The organism is Spirillospora sp. NPDC052242 (assembly GCF_040679555.1).
Lineage (GTDB): Bacteria > Actinomycetota > Actinomycetes > Streptosporangiales > Streptosporangiaceae > Spirillospora.
Genome location: NZ_JBFAUZ010000004.1, coordinates 188320 through 210518 on the forward strand (window position 1 = coordinate 188320; position 22199 = coordinate 210518).

General features: G+C 73.4%; 23 protein-coding genes. 4 read left to right on the forward strand and 19 right to left on the reverse strand.

Annotated features, from left to right (window positions below):
* Window positions 1-10: 10 nt before the first annotated feature.
* The 3 genes from AB0L25_RS05255 to AB0L25_RS05265 are packed head-to-tail and all read left to right on the forward strand — an operon-like array spanning window position 11 to window position 2465.
* The gene (locus tag AB0L25_RS05255) at window positions 11-619 is read left to right on the forward strand and encodes a DUF4352 domain-containing protein (protein ID WP_500168838.1); all 609 of its coding nucleotides are present in this window, start codon (window positions 11-13) and stop codon (window positions 617-619) included.
* The gene (locus AB0L25_RS05260; RefSeq protein WP_500168840.1) at window positions 616-1215 is read left to right on the forward strand and encodes a hypothetical protein; all 600 of its coding nucleotides are present in this window, start codon (window positions 616-618) and stop codon (window positions 1213-1215) included. The genes AB0L25_RS05255 and AB0L25_RS05260 overlap by 4 nt, the downstream gene beginning before the upstream one ends.
* Complete coding sequence (locus tag AB0L25_RS05265; RefSeq protein WP_500168842.1) at window positions 1212-2465, forward strand: hypothetical protein; 1254 nt, start codon at window positions 1212-1214, stop codon at window positions 2463-2465. Before AB0L25_RS05260 ends, AB0L25_RS05265 begins: the two co-directional genes overlap by 4 nt.
* Here AB0L25_RS05265 and AB0L25_RS05270 read toward each other — a convergent pair.
* From AB0L25_RS05270 to AB0L25_RS05310, 9 genes are all read right to left on the reverse strand, one after another.
* Entirely contained in the window at window positions 2347-3657 is a 1311-nt protein-coding gene (locus tag AB0L25_RS05270; protein WP_500168844.1) for a hypothetical protein, read from the reverse strand. The two genes, AB0L25_RS05265 and AB0L25_RS05270, sit on opposite strands and share 119 nt — an antisense overlap.
* Before the next feature lie 133 nt (window positions 3658-3790).
* A complete protein-coding gene (locus AB0L25_RS05275) occupies window positions 3791-4099 on the reverse strand; it encodes a DUF1416 domain-containing protein (RefSeq protein WP_500168846.1) in 309 nt (102 codons plus the stop codon).
* 61 nt (window positions 4100-4160) lie between these two features.
* Window positions 4161-5000, reverse strand: a complete 840-nt coding sequence (locus AB0L25_RS05280; protein ID WP_500168848.1) for a sulfurtransferase — start codon at window positions 4998-5000, stop codon at window positions 4161-4163.
* 330 nt (window positions 5001-5330) lie between these two features.
* Entirely contained in the window at window positions 5331-5396 is a 66-nt protein-coding gene (locus AB0L25_RS05285) for a putative leader peptide (protein ID WP_353819285.1), read from the reverse strand.
* 118 nt (window positions 5397-5514) lie between these two features.
* Window positions 5515-5829 carry a thioredoxin family protein gene (locus tag AB0L25_RS05290; RefSeq protein ID WP_500168850.1) on the reverse strand — a complete coding sequence of 105 codons (315 nt, stop codon included), beginning with the start codon at window positions 5827-5829 and terminating at the stop codon, window positions 5515-5517.
* A 78-nt stretch (window positions 5830-5907) separates the two neighbouring features.
* Window positions 5908-6630, reverse strand: a complete 723-nt coding sequence (locus AB0L25_RS05295) for an anti-sigma factor family protein (RefSeq protein WP_500168852.1) — start codon at window positions 6628-6630, stop codon at window positions 5908-5910.
* A complete protein-coding gene (locus AB0L25_RS05300) occupies window positions 6627-7145 on the reverse strand; it encodes a sigma-70 family RNA polymerase sigma factor (RefSeq protein ID WP_500168854.1) in 519 nt (172 codons plus the stop codon). Before AB0L25_RS05300 ends, AB0L25_RS05295 begins: the two co-directional genes overlap by 4 nt.
* Window positions 7146-7173: 28 nt before the next feature.
* Window positions 7174-7878 (reverse strand): LmeA family phospholipid-binding protein, encoded by a 705-nt coding sequence (locus AB0L25_RS05305; RefSeq protein WP_500168856.1) that lies wholly within the window; start codon window positions 7876-7878, stop codon window positions 7174-7176.
* 80 nt (window positions 7879-7958) lie between these two features.
* The gene (locus tag AB0L25_RS05310) at window positions 7959-8213 is read right to left on the reverse strand and encodes a MoaD/ThiS family protein (RefSeq protein ID WP_500168858.1); all 255 of its coding nucleotides are present in this window, start codon (window positions 8211-8213) and stop codon (window positions 7959-7961) included.
* 203 nt (window positions 8214-8416) lie between these two features.
* Between AB0L25_RS05310 and AB0L25_RS05315 the strand changes: the two genes are divergently transcribed.
* Window positions 8417-9136: a winged helix-turn-helix transcriptional regulator gene (locus AB0L25_RS05315; RefSeq protein WP_500168860.1), complete on the forward strand. Its 720-nt coding sequence runs from the start codon at window positions 8417-8419 to the stop codon at window positions 9134-9136.
* A gap of 2 nt (window positions 9137-9138) precedes the next feature.
* Here the strand turns inward: AB0L25_RS05315 and AB0L25_RS05320 are convergent, their stop codons facing one another.
* The 10 genes from AB0L25_RS05320 to AB0L25_RS05365 all read right to left on the reverse strand — a co-directional run bounded on the left by AB0L25_RS05320 (window position 9139) and on the right by AB0L25_RS05365 (window position 22179).
* Window positions 9139-9483 carry a hypothetical protein gene (locus AB0L25_RS05320; RefSeq protein WP_500168861.1) on the reverse strand — a complete coding sequence of 115 codons (345 nt, stop codon included), beginning with the start codon at window positions 9481-9483 and terminating at the stop codon, window positions 9139-9141.
* A gap of 368 nt (window positions 9484-9851) precedes the next feature.
* Window positions 9852-10628: a phosphate ABC transporter ATP-binding protein PstB gene (gene pstB, locus AB0L25_RS05325; protein ID WP_500168863.1), complete on the reverse strand. Its 777-nt coding sequence runs from the start codon at window positions 10626-10628 to the stop codon at window positions 9852-9854.
* A 40-nt stretch (window positions 10629-10668) separates the two neighbouring features.
* Entirely contained in the window at window positions 10669-11580 is a 912-nt protein-coding gene (gene pstA / locus AB0L25_RS05330) for a phosphate ABC transporter permease PstA (RefSeq protein ID WP_500168865.1), read from the reverse strand.
* Entirely contained in the window at window positions 11577-12494 is a 918-nt protein-coding gene (gene pstC / locus AB0L25_RS05335; RefSeq protein ID WP_500168902.1) for a phosphate ABC transporter permease subunit PstC, read from the reverse strand. Before pstC ends, pstA begins: the two co-directional genes overlap by 4 nt.
* A 160-nt stretch (window positions 12495-12654) precedes the next feature.
* Window positions 12655-13761, reverse strand: a complete 1107-nt coding sequence (gene pstS / locus AB0L25_RS05340; RefSeq protein WP_500168867.1) for a phosphate ABC transporter substrate-binding protein PstS — start codon at window positions 13759-13761, stop codon at window positions 12655-12657.
* Between the two features lie 355 nt (window positions 13762-14116).
* Window positions 14117-14992 carry a mycothiol synthase gene (gene mshD / locus AB0L25_RS05345; RefSeq protein WP_500168869.1) on the reverse strand — a complete coding sequence of 292 codons (876 nt, stop codon included), beginning with the start codon at window positions 14990-14992 and terminating at the stop codon, window positions 14117-14119.
* 91 nt (window positions 14993-15083) lie between these two features.
* A complete protein-coding gene (locus AB0L25_RS05350) occupies window positions 15084-16289 on the reverse strand; it encodes an inorganic phosphate transporter (RefSeq protein ID WP_500168870.1) in 1206 nt (401 codons plus the stop codon).
* Window positions 16286-16906 (reverse strand): DUF47 domain-containing protein, encoded by a 621-nt coding sequence (locus tag AB0L25_RS05355; protein WP_026404434.1) that lies wholly within the window; start codon window positions 16904-16906, stop codon window positions 16286-16288. Before AB0L25_RS05355 ends, AB0L25_RS05350 begins: the two co-directional genes overlap by 4 nt.
* A 405-nt stretch (window positions 16907-17311) precedes the next feature.
* On the reverse strand, window positions 17312-17506 hold the full coding sequence (locus tag AB0L25_RS05360) for a hypothetical protein (RefSeq protein WP_325052979.1): 195 nt from the start codon (window positions 17504-17506) through the stop codon (window positions 17312-17314).
* A 173-nt stretch (window positions 17507-17679) separates the two neighbouring features.
* Entirely contained in the window at window positions 17680-22179 is a 4500-nt protein-coding gene (locus AB0L25_RS05365; protein ID WP_500168873.1) for an AAA family ATPase, read from the reverse strand.
* Window positions 22180-22199: the final 20 nt, after the last annotated feature.

A 22199-nucleotide genomic window follows, 5' to 3' on the forward strand; every position in this document is an offset into this window, starting at 1 on the left:
CCATCGCCGGGTGCAGTACACCGCTCCAGTCCCCCAACGGAACGCCGCCGGCGGGCGCCGCCGTCTGGTGTGGGCGTCGGCCGTCGTGGGCGCGGTGGTCGTGCTGGCCGCCGTCCTGTGGGCGACCGGCGGGCTGGAGCAGAAGGCGAAGCAGCCGGTGAAGTCGCCCGGGAAGGCCGTCGACGTCGGGCTGTTCTCGCTGACGGTGCACGACGTGCGGGCCGGGGTGGTCGACACCGGACTGGGCGAGAGCGAACGGTTCCTCATCGTCCGGATGCGGGTCGAGAACAAGGGCCGGGAGACCGTGGGGCTCGGAGCCACCGGACTGCAGGACGGCGTCGTCGCCCGCACCAAGGACGGCAAGTGGGTGAAGCCGGACGAGGTGACGGGCGTCGCCGCGGGCGCCGAGACCTCGGCCGTCCAGCCGGGCCTGCCCGTGGAGGCGTCGGTGATGTGGAAGCTCGGCCCGGCGCAGCCGCCCCCGACGTTCACGGTCGGGCTGCGCGGCTGGGAGTACGACCACGGGTTCACCGACAGCGAGTACACGTGGCGGGTGCAGGCGGAGGGCGGCGAGCTGGCCGCGCGCTACACCCTGCCCGTCGGGACGGGGACGCCGTGAACGTGCGCAAGCTCGCCCTGCAGGGCGGCGCGGGCATCGGGGGGACGATCCTGCTCGCGGGAGCGATGTGGCTCCACGCCTACCAGCCGAAGGTCGAGGCGCGCATGCTCGACCCGATCCGGACGGACGGCGACGTCGGCGAGGAGGTCGTCACGCCCGCGTTCACGCTCCGCGTCGACGGCGTGGTCGCCGCCCGGTCGCTCGCGTCCGACGCGTTCCTCGGCGACAAGCCCGCCATCGGCACGGACGGCGTCTACGTCGTCGTGCGGGCGCGCGCGATGAGCCGCGACGAACCCGTGGAGCTGCGGTCGGCCGTCCTGGAGACGCCCGGCGGCTACACGTACGAGGCGGCGCCGCGCCCCGGCGGCGGGCAGGTCCCCGGGGCGACGTTCCAGCCGATGCTGTGGACGAGCACCGCGTTCGTCTTCGAACTCCCGAAGAGCCGCCTCGCGGGCGCCCACCTGGTGGTCGGGACGGGCGGGCTCCTGCCGCAGCTGTCGTCCGCCGCCGACATCGACCTCGGCATCACCGGGTCCCGCGCGGACGATCTCGTCCGGAAGGCCCCCGAACGGTACAAGGTGCAGGTGGGTTCATGAACGATCCGCACCACCGGCCGCCGGAGCGGCCGCCGCGGGGACGGTACGGACGGCAGGGGCCGCCCGCCGACGAGCAGCCCCCGCCACCGCCGCCGCCCCCGTTCGTCCCGAACGAGCCTCCTCCGGCCGCGCCGCCCTGGCAGGGGGCGTTCGGTCCCCCGGCCGAGCAGGCGCCGGGCCGGCCGGGCGACCAGTACGGCCCGCCCGCATCTCCCCCGCCACACCCCGGGCCCGGCGGACCGCAGGACCGGTCGGGCGGTTGGCAGCAGCCGGAGGGCGGACGTCAGGAGCCCACAGGCGGGCACGCGCAGCCACCCGGGTGGCAGCAGCAGTCGACCGGGTGGCAGCAGCAGCCCACGGGTGGATACGAACACCCGGCCGGGGCGCAGCAGCCCACAGGTTGGCAGCAGCAGCCGCGTGGGCGGCATGCGCGGCAGGCGCAGCCGGCCGCGCCGCCGCCCCACCAGACCGGGCCGTACACGCACGAGCAGCATCGGCACGCGCACGCGCAGCCGCCGCAGTTCCAGCCTCCGCCGCCGTATCCCCCGCCCGGCGGCCCGCAGGCGCACGGGCAGCAGCAGCCCGCGTACCCGTTCGCCCAGCAACCGCCCGGCGGCCAACCAGACGGACGGGACGACGGCGAGGCGAGCGGGGACGGGGACGGGGAGTCGCCGGAGCCTCGGCGCACGTGGCTCGGCCCCCGGGCGCGCCGTGTCGTGGAGGTGTGCGCGCTCGCGGTCCTGCTGCCCGGGTTGCTCGGCCTGTACTGGGTGGACGAGACGGGACGCGCGGAGAGCCTCGAGCCGCCGGTGAAGGTGTCGTCCGTCGCGCGCGGGAAGATCGGCGAGCTGGTGGGCGCCCGGTGGACGGTCTACAAGCGGCAGTCGACGCCCCAACCCGGAACGCCCGGGGCGACCGGGACCCCCGGGGCACCCGCCGCGTCCGGAACGTCCGGCGGGCAGGACGCCGTCCAGCTGCAGGTGGTCCTCGCGGTGAAGGCGCAGGACGCGAAGAGCGCGAAGACGATCGGCGGCTACGGGATGGAGTTCCGGTTCGTCGACCGCGCGGGGCGGGAGTGGACGGCGAACGCGTCGAAGCCCGCGCAGGTGACGCCGGGGCAGGCGTTCCCGATCACGGTCCGGGGGACGGTGCCCCGTGCCAGGGCGGAGTCGCTGGCGCTGGTGGTGCGGCCGCCGGAGACGGAGCGTCGGGGTGGGGATCCACTGCCTTCGCTGCGGTTCGAGCCGTGACGCGCGTGACCATGAGGTTGAACGCGGCGGCGAGCAGGCAGATGCGCAGGATCTCGAAGACGAGCCCGGCGCCGTAGCCGACGAACGGCATCCGGGGCAGCCACCAGGCGACGTCGTGGGCGCCGATCAGCTCGTACGCCTGCCGGCGGGCGGCCTCCTCGCCGACGTGCAGGGCGGAGAACAGCAGGCAGAACGTGGCGAACGGCATCATCCCGGACCGGCGGACGAGGCGGAGCCCGTACCACGCGGGCAGCAGCATGTCGCGGAGGCCGCGGGTGAGGACCTCGCGGGGGCTGTTCACCCGGTCGATGGCGCCGGCGGCGGCGATGCGCCGGGCGGTGCGGGACTCACCGAGGACGAGCCGCTCGTCACCGGTGTCGAGGCCGAGGATGACGCCGGCGATGACGATCCAGATGAGGGCGCCGAGGACGGCGTGCTTGAACGGCGGCCACACGTCCAGGAGGGGCCCGGCGGCGCCGCTGAACCACTCCCACGCCTGCCGGTCGGTGAACCACTCCTCGCCCTTGTCGCGGAGCTGGTCGATGGTGAAGATGCCGAACAGCGCGAAGTTGATCTCGAGGAAGCCGGCGAGCGGGCCGACGGTGCGGGGCAGCCGGTCCTCCAGCAGCCATTCGACGAGGACCTTCACCACGAAGAACGCGGCGGTGAGGACGATCGCGAGCCGCACGTGCTTCTCGAGGGACAGCAGCAGCCCGATGCCCTCGATCTGGCCCTGGATGCCGCCTTCGGTGAAGCCGCGGCTCGCGGCCATGTCGGCGAACTCGCGGGCGTCCTCGGCCTGCTGCCCCCACGCGAGGTAGAAGATGACGAACGGGAGCGCGGCGCGGCCCATCGCGCTGAGCGCCGACTCGTCCTCGTTGCCGACGGCCCAGGACGTCAGGTCGCCGCCGGCCGACCGGGCGTGCACGACGTCGAGTCCCTCGCGCACGCAGTGGATCATCAGGGCGGTCGTCGCCAGCGTGATGACGACGAGCAGGCCGATGGTGAGCAGCGGCGCGACGGTCGCGGCCGTCCCGTCCATCTTGCCGAGCCGGTAGCCGCCGTACATCACCCCGTACCGCAGCAGTTCCCCGACCGTGAACCACAGCGTGAGGGGCAGCACGAAGCGGCCCGCCAGCTTGAGCGTGGCCCACGGCAGGATCAGCGGGGATTTGGGGGAGAGTCGGAGCATCGCGCCGATCGTACCGACCCGCGCCGACACCGGGGAGGGCCGACGCCGCCGGACCGGGGCCCGGAAACGACGGACCCCGCCGTCCGCGCCAGGCGGGACGGCGGGGTCCGTGCGGACGTCGCGTCCGCTCGGGTCAGATGGCGACCTCGAGCGCGGCGACCTCACCGGTCTTGGCGGTGACGGCGTTGTCGACGCTCACGCCGCCCGCGGCGAGGACGCGGACCGTCCAGTCGCCGTCGGCCGCGAAGAAGCGGAACACGCCCTCGTCGCCGGTGACGACCTCGGCGGTGAACTCGCCGGTGGAGTCGAGCAGGCGGGCGTAGGCGCTGGACACGGGCGCGCCGTCACGCGTGACGGTGCCCTGGATGACGGCCTCGTTGGTCAGGTCGACGGTCGCGGGCAGATGCGCCGTCTGAGCGGGCGCTGCGCAACCCTGGGTCATTGTTCCTCCATCTCCGTGTGCACGGAAAAATCTGCTCCGCCGGGCGGCGGACGGCGGACGGTTACTTGGGCTCGCCCAGCTCGACCGGGACGCCGACGAGCGAGCCGTACTCGGTCCAGGAGCCGTCGTAGTTCTTGACGTTCTCCAGGCCGAGCAGCTCGCGCAGGGCGAACCAGGTGTGCGACGAGCGCTCACCGATGCGGCAGTAGGCGATGGTGTCCTTGTTCAGGTCGACGCCGGCCTCGGTGTAGAGCTCGCGGAGCTCCTCGTCGGACTTGAACGTGCCGTCGTCGTTGGCGGCCTTCGACCACGGGATGCTGCGGGCGGTCGGGACGTGCCCGGCGCGCTGCGCCTGCTCCTGCGGAAGGTGCGCCGGGGCGAGCAGCTTGCCGCTGAACTCGTCCGGCGAACGGACGTCGATCAGGTTCTTGGTGCCGATGGCGTCGACGACCTCGTCGCGGAACGCGCGGATCGACAGGTCCTGGTCCTGCGCCTTGTAGTCGGTCTTCGGGCGGGACGGCACGTCGGTGACCAGCTCGCGGGAGTCCAGCTCCCACTTCTTGCGGCCGCCGTCGAGCAGCTGCACCTTCTGGTGGCCGTACAGCTTGAAGTACCAGTAGGCGTAGGCGGCGAACCAGTTGTTGTTGCCGCCGTACAGGATGACCAGGTCGTCGTTGGCGATGCCCTTGGACGAGAGCAGCTCCTCGAAGCCGGTCTTGTCGACGAAGTCGCGGCGGACCGGGTCCTGCAGCTCGGTCTTCCAGTCGATCTTCACGGCGCCACGGATGTGGCCCTTGTCGTAGGCGGACACGTCCTCGTCGACCTCGACCAGAACGAGGCCGGGGTCGTCCAGGTGCTCTTCGACCCAGCTGGCGTCCACCAGAACGTCGGCGCGGCTCATGCGGGAACCTCCCTGTCGGAGCGAATCTTCGCGGTGAATTGTCGGATCAGCGGATACTTCGCGCAGCCCCCGCGACGCGGCGCGGGCGGGTGCTCGTGCATCGCACGGGCGGCGGCATCGATACCGAGCCGGATGTTCTTGAGCCGGATGGTCCCCGTCGCGCGACCGGCCGGGCCCGCCGGAACGGAGCGGGAAACGAGGCGGGACTCCGGGACGGACGCGCCGGGGCGCGGCCCACACGGGTCGACCTGCATCGGGGTGCTCCAGGCGGTGAGGCGTGCGTACGAGCTGAGTAGAGGGAAAGTGCTCGGAACGGTCGGGCTCGATGCCTCAGGCCATGCGACAGAGCGAGGCGGCCACGCGGCAGAAGTCGACCGCGCGGCGCTTCGTGAGCATCTGCTCTGTTCGGTCACGCACGGACACGATGGTAAGCCGACAATCCACGCGGTGTCACATCCGTCTCGCGTTGCGAGACAGTGACATTCGTCTTAGGGCTGGTCACCGGAGTGTCCCTTCAGCGGACGGCCGCGCCGAGAGCCGCGATCACATCGGCCCTGCGGGGCGCCCCGGCGGCCCGCCGCACGACCCGTCCGGCGGCGTCCAGCACGAGCACGGTCGGCGTGCCGGTGACGTCCAGCCTGCGGACGAGCGCGAGGTTCGCCTCCGCGTCGATCTCGACGTGCGCGACGCCGTCCACCATGCGCGCGACGTCGGCGAGGACCCGCCGGGTGGCGCGGCACGGCGCGCAGAAGGCGCTGGAGAACTGGACGAGCGTCGCGCGCTCGCCGAGGTCGCCGCCCAGATCGTCCGGTCCGAGCACGTCCGCCACGTGATCCCTCCCATCGCCGCCGTCCGGTACAACCGCGCCGGACGGCCGCGTCTTCCTGCGGCCGCCGCGCGGGCGCCGTCACATCGGGATGGTCAGCACCGACACGCCGTCGAGGCCGACGATCTCGAACGACGACAGCTCGCCGCGCGGGAACATCGTCGAGCCGCGGTACTCGCCGTACCCGTCGTCGTAGGGCACGTACCAGCTGCCGAGCGCGTCCTTGCGGCCGTCCCGGGCGATCACCTGGAGGCGGCAGCGCGCGCCCCGCTCGAGCCCCGACAGGTGCAGTTCGACCTCGGTGCCCCATGTGCGCTCGTACAGCAGCACGTAGCCCCGGACGCCCGTCGCGTCGTTCGCCGCCGCGATGCGCTCCGCGGTGACCACCTGGGTGGGCGAGGGCGGCGCGGACGTCGCGGGCGGCGCGGCGGCCGTCCCGGGCCCGTCGCCCGCCGCGGCGATCAGGCCCCCGGCGAGCCCCCCGACCGCGAGCGTCAGGCAGGCCGCCGCCGCGACCGGCGCCCACCGCCGCACGCGCGGGCCGCGCAGCGGCCCCCGCCGCCGCTGCGCCGCCCGCGCCAGCAGCGCGTCCAGCAGTTCCGGCGGCGGCCCCGCGACCCGCGTGAGCTGCTCCTCGTCGACCCGGCCGAGCAGCGCGGGCAGGCCGGCGAGCCCGGCCAGCTCGTCCCGGCAGGCCGGGCACCCGGCCAGGTGCGCGTCCACCCGCGCCCGCTCCGCGGGGTCGATGGCGCCGACCACGTACACGCCGAGGGCGGCGCGCACGTCCGTGCAGGGATCGTTCATGGCGCCAGCCCCCTCTCCTCCAGCGCCAACTTGAGCGCCCGCAACGCGTAGAACGTCCGGGACTTCACCGTTCCGGGCGGAATGCCGAGCACCTCGGCGGCCTCCGCCACCGACCGCCCCCGGTAGTACGTCTCGACGAGCACCGCCCGATGGCTCGGGCTGAGCTGCGCGAGCGCCTCCGCGACCGTCCACGACTCGAGCGCCCGGTCGATGTCGTCCGTCCCGGCCGTCATGGCCTGCTCGTCCATGTCCGTCTCCTGCGGCCGCGCGCGCCTGGCCCGGTGCGCGTCCACCACCAGGTTCCGGGCGACGGTGAACAGCCACGGGCGGACGGGCCGCCCCGCGAGCGCCTCGGGATGCCGCCACGCCCGCAGCAGCGTCTCCTGCACGACGTCCTCGGCCTGCGTCCGGTCCCCGCCCGTCAGCCGCAGCACGTAACCGAGCAGGGGTCCGCCGTGCTCGCTGTAGAGGGCGCGCAACAGTCCCTCGTCCGCAGTGGGGCCCACGCCACTCACACGTACGCCGGGCCGGAACGGTTCACCGTCAGCGCACGTTCTCCAGGTCGCTCAACTGGACGTTCTGCGCGGTCGCCGACACGCGGAGCCCGTCGGCCGTCGGCTCGATCCGGCTGATCCGCGACCCGACCGGCAGGTCGGTGATCGGAACCGACCAGGTCAGCTGCCGCTTCACGAGCGCCAGCGGGATCTGCGGGCCGCCGTCCGGCGCGACCGACACCGGCGTCACCGCGATGCCCTCGTCCGTCGCCTCCAGCGACACGACCGCCTTGCCCGACAGCCGGACCCCCATCACCGCGCCCGCGAGGTCGACCTCCAGGTTCTCGCCCTTCGGCGCGATCCCCTCGACCTCCTTCGGCGCCCGCTCCTCGATCACCGAGTACGGCACGACCGCCGACGCCGTCGCCGTCCGCGCCGTCACGTTCGCGGTGTTGCCGTTCGCGATCTCCGACAGCGGCGCCCGCACGCCCCGCATGTCCACCCGGACGCCCGACAGCGTCACGTCCTGCTCGGTGTACTCCCCGATCAGCACCTCGATGTGGTCGTACTCGCCGCCGACCGCCTGCGTCAGGAACGGGAACCCGTGGATCGTCACGTCCGGCTGCCGCCCGAGCCCCTCCTGCGCCGCGACCTGCCGCGCGATCTCGTCCTGCGCGACGCGCACCCCGATGCGGTCGGCGGCGATCAGCCCGCCCACCACCAGGACGAGCAGAACCACGAGTGCCTTGCGCATGTCTCTCCTCCGGACGGCCCGCGTGATCGCCACACCTTAACCGCCCGGGCGAACCGCCCGAGTCGCACCACGGAGTGAGATCAGCCCCCGGCGAACGGCGGCAGGACCTCGACGACCCCGCCCTCCGGCAACTCCACGGCCCCGTGCTCCCGCGTCCCGACGGGGTCGCCGTTCACGAGGAACGAACTCCGCGCGACCACCCGCGCGAACTCCCCGTCCCGCCCGGCGGACGCGGCCGCGAGCGCCTCCGCGAGCGTCCCGGCGTCGTACGGCTCCTCCGCGCGTCCCGCCGCCGCCTTCGCCGCCGCCCAGTACCGGATCGTCCCTGTCGCCATGCCCCCAGGATCTCACCCGCCTCCCCCGACCCGGGACGGGCGCGGCGGGCTCGGATATGCTCAAGGCAGGGATCCGGGCAACGAGGCCGGGGAGTTCACCCGAACACCCTGCATGGCCTCGTCTCGCGCGCACCGGCCATGACCGGGGCGGACGAGCGTGAGCAGCCTGGGTCCCACGTCTGTTTCAAGACGAGGAGGCGGCATTGAGCAGTTTGCTCTTGCTGACCAACGCGCTCGAACCGTCCGACGAGGTGCTGCCCGCACTGGGCCTGCTGCTGCACTCGGTCCGGGTCGCGCCCGCCGAGGCGTCCGCGCTCATCGACGCGCCGCCCGCCGACGTCGTCCTGGTGGACGCGCGCCGCGACCTCGCGCAGGCCAAGAGCCTGTGCCGCCTGCTGCGCACCACCGGCCTCGACAGCCCCCTGCTGGGCATCGTCACCGAAGGAGGGCTCGCCGCCCTCAGCCCCGAATGGGGCCTGGACGACCTGCTCCTGCAGACCGCCGGCCCCGCCGAGGTCGAGGCCCGGCTCCGCCTCGCCGTCGGCCGCGCCGCCGCGGCCGCCGACGCCGAGGAGGACCCCGGCGAGATCCGCAACGGCGACCTCACGATCGACGAGGCCACCTACACGGCCCGCCTCCGCGGCCGCGTCCTCGACCTCACCTTCAAGGAGTTCGAGCTCCTGAAGTACCTCGCCCAGCACCCGGGCCGCGTCTTCACCCGCGCCCAGCTCCTCCAGGAAGTCTGGGGCTACGACTACTTCGGCGGCACCCGCACGGTCGACGTCCACGTCCGCCGCCTCCGCGCGAAGCTCGGCGCCGAGTACGAGGCCCTCATCGGCACCGTCCGCAACGTCGGCTACCGCTTCGTCCCCGACGACCGCCCCAGCGGCGAGACCGAAGAAAAGTCCCCCGCAAGGACCTGACTTCAGCTTTCCGCGCCGAGGAACCTCTCGGCGATCTCACGGTGCCGTCGCGCCGCCCCGACCGCGCCCGCACCGTCCCCGGCGCTCATCCCGGGCATGCGCCCGATCCGTTCGGCCTCGTCGGCCAGGCGGAGGTGCCTGCGGTGCGCGTGCCGGCGGCAGGCCGGGCAGGTGACGCTCTCCGGCCGCGGCGAGGTCATCGCGTACGGCACCCGCAGCCCGCACCCCGTGGTCACCCGACTCGGCAGGTCACCCGCGAGACCGAACGTGGACGCCATGAGGTCGCGCACGGCCGCATCGGCGTGAAGGTTCACCTCGACATGCACGTGCGGATCGCCGTCGCTCACCCGTCCTCTGTACTCCGCCCCGCAGACGCGGTCAATCCCACCCACCGCCGACCCCGCGCACACGGCCGGAGGCCGCGCGGGGCCCGGAGGCCGGGCGACGGACCGAGCCAGCAGCCCCGCCCGCGCCCCGGCGTGTGACCGCGTGGAGCGTCGCAGCCGGGATGGCCCCGCGAGACCACGCGCAAGGCGAGGTGCGCGGGCGCGTGGCCTGTTGCGGCCGGGCGACGCCCCCGTGAGACCACCGGCGCCGCCCACGGACGGCCGCAGGGCGCGCAGCGCCCGGAGGACGGGCGAGCCGCCGCGCCGGGCCCGAGGGGCGCCCCACGGGCGGCCGTAGGGCGCGCAGCGCCCGGAGGCCGACCGGGGGGTCAGCCGAAGCGGCCGGTGATGTAGTCCTCGGTGGCCTTCTGCTCCGGGTTCGTGAAGATCTTGCTGGTGTCGTCGATCTCGATGAGCTTGCCGGGCTGGCCGGTGCCGGCGATGTTGAAGAACGCCGTGCGGTCGCTGACGCGGGCGGCCTGCTGCATGTTGTGGGTGACGATCACGATCGTGTACTGGGACTTCAGCTTGGCGATGAGGTCCTCGATCGCGAGGGTCGAGATGGGGTCGAGGGCCGAGCAGGGCTCGTCCATCAGCAGGACCTGCGGCTGCACGGCGATGGCGCGGGCGATGCACAGGCGCTGCTGCTGGCCGCCGGAGAGGCCGGCGCCGGGCTTGCTCAGCCGGTCCTTGACCTCGTTCCACAGGTTGGCGCCCTTCAAGGACTCCTCGACGATCTCGTCGAGGCGGCTCTTGCGGCGGACGCCGTTCAGCTTCAGGCCCGCGGCGACGTTGTCGTAGATCGACATGGTGGGGAACGGGTTGGGCCGCTGGAACACCATGCCGACGACGCGGCGGACGGCGACGGGGTCGACGGACGAGTCGTAGAGGTCCTCGTCGTCCAGCATGACCTTGCCCTCGACGCGGGCGCCGGGGATGACCTCGTGCATCCGGTTGAGGGTGCGCAGGAAGGTGGACTTGCCGCAGCCCGACGGCCCGATGAACGCGGTCACCGAGCGCGGCTCGACCGTCATCGAGATGTCCTCGATGGCGTGGACGCCGCCGTAGTAGGCGTGCAGCCCGGAGACTTCGATCCGCTTGGCCATGGGTCAGGTGCTCCTATCGGGGTCGTGCCGGAGGTCGGGGTCAGCGGTCGGCGGGGGAACGGCGCCGGGCGATCAGCCGTGCCACCAGGTTCAGCAGCATGATCAGGGCGATCAGGACGAGCGCGCCGGTCCAGGCGCGGTCCAGCGAGTTCTGGTTCGGGTCGCCGGCCTGCTCCCAGATGAAGGTGGGCAGCGAGCCCTGGGGGCCGTCGAACGGGTTGTTGTTGATCGCCTTCGTGAAGAAGATCGTGAGGAGGAGCGGCGCGGTCTCGCCCATGACGCGGGCGACGGCGAGCATGATGCCGGTGACGATGCCGTTCATGGCGGTGGGCAGGACGACGAACAGGATCGTGCGCCACCGCGGGACGCCGAGGGCGAAGGACGCCTCGCGCAGGTCGTTCGGGACGAGCTTGAGCATCTCCTCGGCGGACCGTGTGACGGTCGGGATCATGAGGATCACCAGGGCGAGGGATCCGGCGAAGCCGGAGTACTCGAAGCCGAAGGTCAGCAGCCAGAGCGCGAGGACGAACAGGCCCGCGACGATCGACGGGATGCCGATCATGACGTCGACGAAGAAGCTGATCACCTTGCCGAGGCGGCCGTTGCCGGCGTACTCCACCAGGTAGATGGCGGTGAGCACGGAGATCGGCACGGCGATCAGGGTGGTGATGCCGACCTGCATGAGAGTGCCGATGATGGCGTGGTACGCGCCGCCGCCCTCGTCGATGCCGCTGACCGCGTTCATCGAGTACTGGAAGAACGTCGGGTCGAGCCGCTCGAGGCCGTTGACGACGACCGTCCACAGGACCGACACCAGCGGGATGACCGCGAGCGCGAACGCCAGGTAGACGAGCCCCTGGACGACCCGGTCCTTGATCTTCCGGGACGTCGACACCGACGTGAGGCTCGGGCCGGTCGGGCCGGACGGCTTGGTGAGGGAGGGCGAGGTCACACGAACTCCTTGCGGCGCGCGACGACCGCGCGGGCGGCCATGTTGACGAGCAGCGTGATCACGAACAGGACGAGGCCGGAGGCGACGAGGGCGCCGCGGCCGGTCTCGGACGCCTCGGCGAAGCTGTTGGCGATGTTGGCGGCGAAGGTGTTGCCGCCGTTCTCGAGGATGCTCCAGTTGATGCCGGGCACGAAGGTCAGCACCATCGCGACGGCGATCGTCTCGCCGAGCGCGCGGCCGAGCCCGAGCATGGAGGCGCCGATCATGCCGGAGCGCCCGTAGGGCAGCACCGACATGCGGATCATCTCCCAGCGGGTGGCGCCGAGCGCGAGGGACGCCTCCACGTGCGCCTGCGGGACCTGCAGGAACACCTCGCGGGAGATCGAGGAGATGATCGGCAGGATCATGATCGCGAGGACGACTCCGGCGGCGAACATCGAGTTCCTGCCGGGGCTGTCGGTGGAGAACAGCGGGATCCAGCCGAGCACGGCGCTGAGGAACTCGCCGGCGTCGTCCATGTACTCGGACAGGAAGATCAGGCCCCAGAGTCCGTAGACGATGCTGGGCACGGCGGCGAGCAGGTCGACCACGTAGCCGAGCCCGGACGCGAGCCGCCGCGGCGCGTAGAACGAGATGAACAGCGCGATGCCGATCGCGATCGGCGTCGCGATGATCATGGCGATCAGCGACGACATGATCGTGCCGTAGGCCAGCTGCGCGATGCCGAACTCGGGCGGGCTGGCGTTGGGGTTCCATTCCTCGCTGGTGAGGAAGCTCGCCTCGTTGTCCTGCAGCGCGGGGATGGCCTTCCAGATGAGGAAGACGGCGATGGCGGCGACGATCGCCAGCACGGCGAGGCCGGAGCCGCGGGCCGCGGAGACGAAGATCTTGTCTCCGGCCCGGCCGGTGCTCATCGCGCGGGCGAGGCCGCGCTCTTTCGCGGCGGCGTGCGCCTCGACGCCGGTGTCGCTGGTCACGGGGACTCCTCCTTGAAGATCACGTCGTCGGCCGAACGCGGACCGGCCCCGCCGCCGAGTACCTCGGCGGCGGGGCTGCTGGTCGGTCGGACTGTCGTCAGGACAGGGCCTTCACGGACGCCTGGACCTTGGTCAGCACGGCCTGCGGAAGCGGCGCGTAGCCGATGTCGGTGAGGATCTTCTGACCGTCCGCGCTGGACGTGTAGGTCAGGAAGGACTTGACGAACTTGGCCTGCTCGGCCGGCAGGCCCTTCTCGCAGGCGACCTCGTAGGTCACCAGGACGATCGGGTAGGCCCCGGCCTCCTTGGCGGTGTAGTCGATCTCGAGCTCGACGTCGTTGCCGGTGCCGACGATCTTGGCGCCCGCGACGCCCTTGGAGGCGCTGTCGGGGGTCAGCTCGGTGTACTCACCGGCGCCGTTCTTCACCGAGACGGTGCTGAGCGAGTTGTTCTTGGCGTAGGAGTACTCGACGTAGGAGATGCTCCCGGCCGTGCTCTTCACCAGCTGGGTGACGCCGTCGGACTTGTTGGCGCCCTGGCCGGTGTTGTTCGGCCACTTCTTGGCGGGCTCCCACTTCCAGACGTCGCCCGCGGTGGCCTTCAGGTAGTCGGTGAAGTTGTCGGTGGTGCCCGACTCGTCCGAGCGGTACACCGGCTTGATGTCGGTGTCGGGCAGGTTGACGCCCTCGTTCTGCTCGGCGATCTCCGGAGCGTTCCACTTCGTGACCTGGCCCGCGAAGATCTTCGCGAGGGTCGCGGAGTCGAGCTTGAGGTTGTCGACGCCCTCGAGGTTGTAGGTGACGGCGACGGGGCCGACGACCATCGGCAGGTTCAGCGCGGGGCTGCCCTCGCAGCGCTGCTGCGCGGCGGCCTTCTCCTCCTCGTCCAGGGCGGAGTCGGAGCCCGCGAAGGACACCTGGCCCTCGGTGAAGGCCTGGATGCCGGCGCCGGAGCCGGTCGGGTTGTAGTTCAGGGTGGCGCCGGGGCAGGCGGCGGCGAAGGCCTTGGACCACTCCTCGACGGCGTTCTTCTGCGCGCTCGAACCGGCGGCGTTGATGCTGCCCTCGGCGCACTCGATCGAGCCGGCGGCCGGCGCGTTGGCCGAGGCCTCGGTCTCGTTGGCATCGCTGCCACAGGCGGACAGGGCAAGCGCCCCCGCGACGACCACGCCGCTCAGTGCGGCAAGTCGGGAACCGTTCTTCACCGGAGGGTCTCCTCTTGATTCTTCGTCAGGGCGGGTTTCCCCGGCCGGCGTCCCACTGGGTCGGCCAGGGGCGGGGGGTCACCGTCGCAATTGAAGGTAGGCAGGAGAGGTGACCAGCCACCCCGCTCCGGGTGAACGGACGGTGAACGACGCCGGGCATGGTTGCGAAGAATGCCCCGATTTGCGATGGCTTTACGGTTAACAGCGCTGCTCAGAACACCCACGGTCCAGTAAAGGACTCCTGGGCATGCGCCCTTGCGGAGACCACACGAGATGGGTCATCCGGCGCCAAACCGGGTATGGCTACCGTCTTCGGACGAAACGCTCCGGATCCGGGGCGCCCGCGGAGAGCCGGTCAGGCGGTGGTCGCGTACATGACGTCGACGGCGTACTTCGTGAAGCCGAGCGAGTCGTAGAGCCGGACGGCCGCGGTGTTCGACTCGTCGACGTACAGCATCAGCTGGTCGAGCCCCAGGTCGCGCAGGTGGTGCAGGCCCGCGAGCGTCAGCGTGCGGCCGAGGCCGAGGCCCTGCGCGTCCGGGTCGACGCCCACGACGTACACCTCGCCGATGCCGCCGGGGTGCACCTTCGTCCAGTGGAAGCCGACGAGGCGGCCGTCGCGCTCGGCGAGGAAGAAGCCCGCAGGGTCGAACCACGCCTCGGCCTCGCGGTCGCGCACGTCCTCGATCGTCCAGGCGCCCTGCTCGGGGTGGTCGGCGAACGCGCGCGCGTTCACCCGCAGCCACGCGTCCTCGTCCTCGCCGGGACGGAACGCGCGCAGCGCGACGCCCTCGGCGGCCGCGACGGCGGGGAGGGGGTCGGCGGCGGGGCGCCGCATCTGGAACAGGGCGCGGGCGCGGTCGAGCCCCTCGGCGCGCGCCAGCGCGGCGGCGGCGGGCAGGTCGCCGTGCGCCCACACGCGCAGCGGGCCGCCCGCCTCCTTCGCCAGGGCGCGCAGCAGCGCCCGCCCGTGGCCGCGGCGCCGGTGGCCGGGGTGCACGACGAGCTCGCCGGACGCGGGCTCGCCGCCGTCCGCCGGGTCGAGCCGGGCGTAGCCGACGACCGCGCCGTCCGCGACGGCGAGCAGGCCGGGACGTCCGGCCTTCAGGGCGAGCGTCGAGTGCTCCGACAGCGCGCCGACCCCGTCGGCCGCGGCGGCCGCCTCGGCGACCGCCAGCGCCCCGGCGATCTCGTCCTTCCCCAGCGTCGCGCGCGCTCGCAGTTCACTCACGTCCTCACCCTATTCGCCCCGAGCCGGCCCACCGTCCTCCGCACCGGGCGGCGGACCGGCCGGGAGATCGCACCGGACGGCCGGCCTCAGATCAGGCACCGAACAGGTGCACGATCCAGTAAACGACGGCCGCCACCAAGGCCGCCGCGGGCATCGTCAGGATCCACGCCGTGACGATGTTCCCGGCCACGCCCCACCGGACGGCCGACAGCCGCTTCGTCGCGCCCGCACCCATGATGCAGGACGTGATCGTGTGCGTCGTCGAGATTGGAGCGTGCCAGATGTAGGCGGTCGCGTAGAGGATCACCGAAGCGGTCGATTCCGCGGCGAACCCCTTGGGCGGGTCCAGCTCGATCACCTTGCGGCCCAGCGTCCGCATGATCCGCCAGCCGCCCGCGTACGTGCCGAGCGACAGCGCGCCCGCACAGGCCAGGATGACCCACAGCGGCACGCTGTTCCCGTCCGAGTGCCCGGTGGTGACCAGCGCGAGGACGATGATGCCCATCGTCTTCTGCGCGTCCTGCAGGCCGTGCCCGAGGGCCATGGACGCCGCCGACAGCGACTGCGCGATGCGGAACCGGCGCCCGATCCGTCCCGGGTTGGCCCGCCGGAAGATCCACAGGATCGCGACCATGACCAGGTACGTCAGCCCGAACCCGGCCACCGGGGAGATCACCATCGGGAGCGCGACCTTGTCCACGACCGTGCCCCAGCTGACCGCGGACGCCGACGCGACGCCCGCGCCGACCACGCCGCCGATCAGCGCGTGCGAGGACGACGACGGCAGCCCGAAGTACCAGGTGATCATGTTCCAGGTGATCGCGCCCAGCACGCCCGCGGCGACGACCGTCAGGCCGTGCAGGCCCTCCGGCGGCGTGATCACCTCGCTGACGGTCTTGGCGACCTCGACGCCGAGCAGCGCGCCGACCAGGTTCATGACCGCCGCCATCAGCAGCGCCGCGCGGGGCGTCAGCGCCCGCGTCGACACGGACGTGGCGATCGCGTTGGCCGCGTCGTGGAACCCGTTGGTGTAGTCGAAGACCAGCGCGATCAGCACGACCACGATGAGGACGGCCGTCTGCGCCTCCGACTGGAGGCCCACCGCGCCCGAGATGATCACGGCCAGCAGGCCGATGCCGAGCAGCGGCCAGAACCGGTCCGGCCCCCGCCGCGCCTGCTGCGCCAGCGACGGCTCGCCGCTCGGCGGCGTCGGCTCGGTCAGCACCGCGCCGACCTTCCCCCCGACGTCCCGGCCGGTATGACCACCGCGGCCGGGCGGCCCGTCCGCAGCGCTCATGATTCCTTGACCGCGATGGTCTCGACCGTGTTGGCCACGTGCTCGAAGGCGTCCGCGGCCTCCTCGAGCCGGTCGATGACCTGCTTCATCTTCATGACCATCAGGGTGTCGTGACCGCCGTTGTTGAACAGGTGCGCCAGCAGCTTGCGGTAGACCTGGTCGCCCTGGTTCTCCAGCCGGTTGATCTCGATCCAGTACTCGTTGAGCTCCTTCATCGACCGCAGCCGCGGCATCGCCTCGGCGGTGAGCTCCGCGGCGCGCTCCAGGACCTCGACCATGTGGACGATCTCCTTGGGGAACTCGTCGATCTTGTAGAGCACGACGAGGTCCGCGGCCTCTTCCATCTCGTCCATCACGTCGTCGAGCGTGGAGGCCAGCCGGTAGATGTCCTCCCGGTCGAACGGGGTGATGAACGTTTCGTTGAGCCGGCGCATGATCGCGTGAGTCGATTCGTCGCACGCGTGCTCGCATGCGCGCATCTTCTCCGCGATCGCCGGCCGGTCGGCGCCGTCGCTGATGAGCTCCACGAGCAGCCTGGCGCCGGTGACCAGGTTGTTCGCCGAGTCGGCGAACATGTCGTAGAAGCTGTCCTCACGCGGCGTGAGACGCAAGCGCACGTCGTTCTCCTGATGTGCCGGAACAGTCCGCAGAGGATCGTAGGCGCAACCAGCCGTAAAAAGAACCTTTGCCCCAGCTTCGGCTGTTGTTCCCCAACCCTCTCCCCTACAAGACTGCCCTAGACCGCGCGTCGCATACCCGCCGGGATGCCCCGAACGGCGTTTACCCGCAGAGGCTCCGGCGTCGCGGGGCGGCACGCGGCACGACCCCGCGAAAGCCGAGGTGACATTGGTTACAGCCGCCACATGCGCCCCGGGCCGCACCCCGCCCGACGGTCCGGGCGCCCGCCCCGGACGGCCCGCTGGCGCGGCGCGCGCGGACCTGCGCGCCGGGCGCGTCGCCGCCGAAAAAAGAGACCGGGGACGTCCCTCGCGGACGTCCCCGGTCACCGACCGTAGTGTTCGTCAATCCTGCGGTGTCAGCTCGCGACGACCGGCGTCGCCGGGACCAAGCCCGAGCACCATGTCGATCTCGGCGTTGGTCAGCGGCTCCTTCGCCGCCGCCACCGCGCTCAGCATCTCGGCATAGAGTTCGATCTCGTCCAGCGCAACGCGGTCGTGGACGCGCAGATCGAGGTCGTGCCGGCGCACCGCGTCCACCTCCCGTTTTCGTTCCCCACACCCCGCGTTCGAGGCTACGCGGGCGGCCCCGCGACGCACATGACCCAAGAGGGCCATTCGAGGGCCACTCCCCCCGGTGGTCTTCCCGGGTGACCCCCGCATGATGCGCAGCGGGCACCACGAGCTCGCGCCGGCCGACCGGCTCACCCGGTTCACCCGTGCCGGAAATCGCCCATCATCTGCTCCAGCGGCGACTCCGGCAGGTCCCGCGCGGTCAGCCGCGACACCGTCGCCGCGTTCACGTCCGCGCCCGCCAGCCGCGCCGCCTGCCGCGCCACCGTCTGCTCGAACAGCGCCCGCACCGTCCGCGCGTAGGCGAACGCGGGATCGTCCCGCATCCGCTCCAGCCGCGTCAGCACCTCGACCTTCAGCTCCTCGTCGAGCATGTACAGGTCGCGTTCGGCGTACGACTGGAACAGCCGCATCAGGTCGCGGTCGCCCATCCCGGTGAACTCCAGCGTCCGGCCGAACTCCGCGCGGAACGCCGGATGGCCCGCGAGGAACCGCTCCGTCTCGTCCTTCGGCCCCGAGCACACCACCAGGAACCGGCCCCGCCGCTCCGCCATCTCCCGCAGCAGCTCCCGCACCACCGCCGGGACCCGCCCCAGCAGGTGCGACTCCTGGATCAGCAGCACGCCCCCGAGCGCCTGCTCCACCATCCCGGTCACGCGGCGCCGCACGTCCGCCTCGTCCCGTCCCGCCAGATGCACCGGACGGCACCCGACCACGTGCCCCGACCCGAGCCGGCCCAGCGCCGCGTAGATGCCGCCGAGCAGGCCCGCGACCGTCGTCTTGCCCGTCCCGGACGGCCCCACGAACAGCAGGTTCCGCGCGGCCGGCGTCGGCACCCCGTGCCGCGCCCGGTCCGCCGCGACCTGCGCCTCCTCCGCGAGCTCCCGCACCGCCGCCTTCACGTCCGCGAGGCCCGTCAGCTCGTCCAGCCGCGCCAGGTGGACGCCGATGTCCCCCGGCGGCCGCAGCGCCGGCTCGATGCCCTCCGCTACCCCCGCCAGATCGTCCGGCGTCAGGACGAGCCGGTCGTGCGACGCGCCCGCCCGCTGCATGTTGCGGCGGCACGCCTGGTCCAGGTACGCCTCGACGAGCCGCGCGTTCACGAGGTCACCCGGCCCGCGCAGCCGCTCCAGATCGGCCCGCGCCCGCTCGAGCGCCTCCGCCCCGACCGTCACCCGCCGCTCCTCCGCCAGCAGGTGCAGCAGCGTCAGCCGGTTGTCGACGTCCGCGAAGTCCGGCATCCGGTGCACCCGGAACGCCTGCACCAGCTTCGGATGATCCTGCAGCAGGCGCTTGTACGCACGGGGCTCGCACGTCGCCACCACCGGCGTCGTGTTCACCGGGTCCCGGCGCGCCCGCCGCACCGCCCCCGCCGCCGCGTGCGGATCCGCCGCCTCGGCGATCGCCGCCCCGAGCCGCTCGAACAGGATCGTCGGCCCCGGCTGCGCGAGGAGCTCCCCGATCCGCTCGTCCGGCGCGTCCCGCACGTCCTCGGCGTCGTGCGCCCGGACCGTCCCGTCCCCGAGCCCGCCGTCCCGCAGCGTCAGCGCGATCAACCGCGCGAGCCGCCGCTGCCCCGAGTGCGGAGCCCCCACCAGCAGGACGCCCGGCGTCCCCGACCGGATCGAGCTCGGCGCCCCGTCCACCCGGGTCTCCTCGAAGCCCGCGCCCGCGGGGGCCGTCAGCTCCACCGCCTGCCGCCGCAGCTCGTCGAGCAGCACCGCCGTGTCGTGGCCGCCCGACACGTACCCGATGCCGAACCGCTCCATCGCGCGCCGCTCGCTCCGATCGCGCGGCGGCGGGATCTCGTGCACCGGCGTCTCGGGGGACGGCGTGTCGTCCAGGAAGTCGAAGTTCCCGACCATCGTCTCCGACATGACCCGCGTGCCCGGATCCCCGGCGTCGGGCGCCGTGGCGTCGTCGTCCATGTCGCCGGGCCCGAGCACCCGGGTCCCCGGCGGCCGCGGCGGCGCGCCCGGCCCGCCTTCCACGCGGGTCGAGTGCGGGTCGAACCCGCCCGGCTGCCCCTGCGGGACCGGCGGCACCGGCGGGCCGTGCCCGAGCCGCGCGTACGGCGGCGCGGCGTTCGCGTCGTCCTCCCCGGGCCACCCGATGCCCGGCGCGTCCGGGCCCGCGGGCCCGCCGCGCGGGGCGTCCGCGTCCTCCCCGGGCCACCCGGTCCCGGGCGGCGGAGGCTGCGCGCCCCCCGGCTCCTCGCCGGGCCACGGGTGCCGCCCCGCCGGTCCCGAGGCCGCACCGGACGGCCGGAACCCCAGCTCGGTGTACGGCGGCGCGGCCGACCCGCCCGCCTCGTCCCCGCCCGCGTCCTCCCCGGGCCACGCGGGCCCCCGCGCCGCACCCGCACCGCCCGAGCCCCATCCGGGCTGAGCACTCTGCACCGCGGCCGCGTCCTCCCCGGGCCACCCGGGCCCCTGCGGCCCCCCGGCGGCCCCGCCCGGCCGTCCCGGCCCCGGCGGCGGAGGCTGCGCCCCCGGCATCGCCGCACCGGACGGCTGGAAGCCCAACTCGGTGTACGGCGGCGCGACCGACTCCCCCGGCCCGTCCCCCACGGTCTCGACGTCCCCGGCGGACACCCCCGCCGCCGCACCCATACCACCCGCACCGCGCCCGTCCGGCCCGGCACCCGGCGGAACACCCGGCATCCCGGAAGCCGCAGCCGCATCACCCGGGCCCCAACCGGCCCCAGGCCCGTCCGAGCCGACGCCCGGCGCCACGGCCGCCGCCGCGCCGCCACCACTCGCGCCGCGCCCGGTGCCGCGGCCGTCCGGCCCGGCGCCCGGCGGAACACCCGGCATCCCGGACGCGGCCGCGGCCGCATCACCCGGGCCCCAAGCGGCGCCGGGGCCGTCCGGGCCGGGGGACGGCATCGCGGGTGCGTCGGACGGGCTCCAAGCGGCGGCGGGGGGTGGGGTTCGGGCGCCGCGCGGGGGTGGGACGTTCGGGTTCTCGTTCGGGGTCGACCAGCCGCCGGGGGCGGCGGGGCCGGCGCCGGGCGGGGGGACGGCGGACGGCCCGAAGCCGAGTTCGGTGTACGGGGGTGCGGCGTCGTCGCGGTCCTCCGCGGGGCCCTCCCAGGCGCGTCCGGCCGGGGGCTGGACGAACGGGCGGTCGGGCTGGGCGGGGGCCGGGGGGACGGGGGCGGCGCCGGGGGCGAGGCCGGGCTGGCTCTGCATCGCGGACGCGGGGGGCGGCATCGCGGGGCGCGGGGTGGAGGTGTGGGTGGGCGACTGCGCGGTGGCGCGGGCCCGGTTGCGGCCGATGATCCCTGCGACGACGGCCGTGGGGACGGGGAAGCCGCGGGGACGGGCGGGCATGCCGCCGAGGCGGCACCAGGCGAGGTCGACCTCGTACATGGCGGCGAGGAGGGTCTCGGCGCCGGGCCCGGATCCGGCGGCGGACCGGAGGGGTTCGGGGAGGCGCATGTCGTCCGGCCACAGCCGGCGCAGCGGGTGACCCTGCTGGTCGGTGACGGCCTGCACCGTGTAGCGGATCTCCGGGTCCAGCCAGGGGACGATCGAGCCCGCGACGTCGCGCCGGACGACGGCGAGGTCGGCGGCGAGCAGCGCGGCGGCGACGAGGCGGGGCTCGATGTACGCGGGGTCGGCGGGGTCGCCGGAGAGGTCGGCGATGACCTCGGACAGCGTGTAGAACGCGTGCCGCAGGTCGTCGCCGGGCGAGCTCTCGTTGCGCAGCGCGGGCACGAGGTTCGGCGGGCAGCGGGTGAGCCACTGCTGGGCGATCGCCTGGTCGCCGTACGGGAGCGCGTCGTAGTCGACGGTCGGGTTCGCGAGGGTGGTGCCGAGGATCGCGAGCAGCGCGTCGGCCCGGGTCTGGAACCGGACGTCCTCGCGCAGGGCGTTCGCGACGGCCCACATGGTGCGCAGGACGACGACGGCGGCGTCCACGCGGCTCGCGCGGAGCCGTTCGGCGTACAGGCCGACGAGGGCTTCGAGGGTGGGCGGGGTGAGCCAGCGGGGGCCGTCGACGTCGGGCAGCGGGACGGCCCGGTAGGGCTTCCACAGGTCGAGCATCTGCGCGTCGAGCCGGGAGTCGAAGGCGGGCGCGGGCGCGCACCACAGCATGACGCCCCACGCGGCGACGACCGTGGACGGCGTCTCGGGCGTGAACTGCGACCACCAGTGCGGGTACTCGGCCGCGGTCAGCGCGGCGGCGGACTGGACGGTCGCGGCGACGCGGGACGTCAGGTCGGTCGCGAAGCCGTGGCCGACGAACGGGAGCCCGGCGGGCGGGTCGTAGGAGAAGTCGGGCCCGGCGGGGACGACGTGCGGGGGCAGGTCGGGGACGCGCCCGCCGCCCTGCTGCGCGGGCCGCGCGGCCATCCGGACGGCGGGGGTGCGCGGCGGCGGGCACAGGTACCACTGCCCGTCGGACGGGTGCAGCCGGTACCAGCGCGCCCAGGCGCCGAACAGCCACCACGTCCCGTCGGGCAGCACGAGCATGCGCCCGCCGATCGAGTGCTGCCGCTGCTGCGGCGGCGCCGACGGCCACCATGCCGCGGCCACCATCGCCCGCGTGTCGCGCTCGGCCTCCGCGAACGGATCAGGCCCCCGCCGGGGGCTGGGCGGCGGAGCACTGCCATAGCCCGGTCCCCACACCACGCCCGTCATCGTAGTCAGCC

Bases quoted from the DNA above. Each gene is read 5' to 3' on its own strand.
- AB0L25_RS05310 (WP_500168858.1), bottom strand. From the start codon at position 8,213: ATGGCGACAGGGACGATCCGGTACTGGGCGGCGGCGAAGGCGGCGGCG.
- AB0L25_RS05275 (WP_500168846.1), bottom strand. From the start codon at position 4,099: ATGACCCAGGGTTGCGCAGCGCCCGCTCAGACGGCGCATCTGCCCGCG.
- AB0L25_RS05270 (WP_500168844.1), bottom strand. From the start codon at position 3,657: ATGCTCCGACTCTCCCCCAAATCCCCGCTGATCCTGCCGTGGGCCACG.
- AB0L25_RS05280 (WP_500168848.1), bottom strand. From the start codon at position 5,000: ATGAGCCGCGCCGACGTTCTGGTGGACGCCAGCTGGGTCGAAGAGCAC.
- pstC (WP_500168902.1), bottom strand. From the start codon at position 12,494: ATGAGCACCGGCCGGGCCGGAGACAAGATCTTCGTCTCCGCGGCCCGC.
- AB0L25_RS05265 (WP_500168842.1), top strand. From the start codon at position 1,212: ATGAACGATCCGCACCACCGGCCGCCGGAGCGGCCGCCGCGGGGACGG.
- pstB (WP_500168863.1), bottom strand. From the start codon at position 10,628: ATGGCCAAGCGGATCGAAGTCTCCGGGCTGCACGCCTACTACGGCGGC.
- AB0L25_RS05350 (WP_500168870.1), bottom strand. From the start codon at position 16,289: ATGAGCGCTGCGGACGGGCCGCCCGGCCGCGGTGGTCATACCGGCCGG.
- AB0L25_RS05305 (WP_500168856.1), bottom strand. From the start codon at position 7,878: ATGCGCAAGGCACTCGTGGTTCTGCTCGTCCTGGTGGTGGGCGGGCTG.
- AB0L25_RS05295 (WP_500168852.1), bottom strand. From the start codon at position 6,630: ATGAACGATCCCTGCACGGACGTGCGCGCCGCCCTCGGCGTGTACGTG.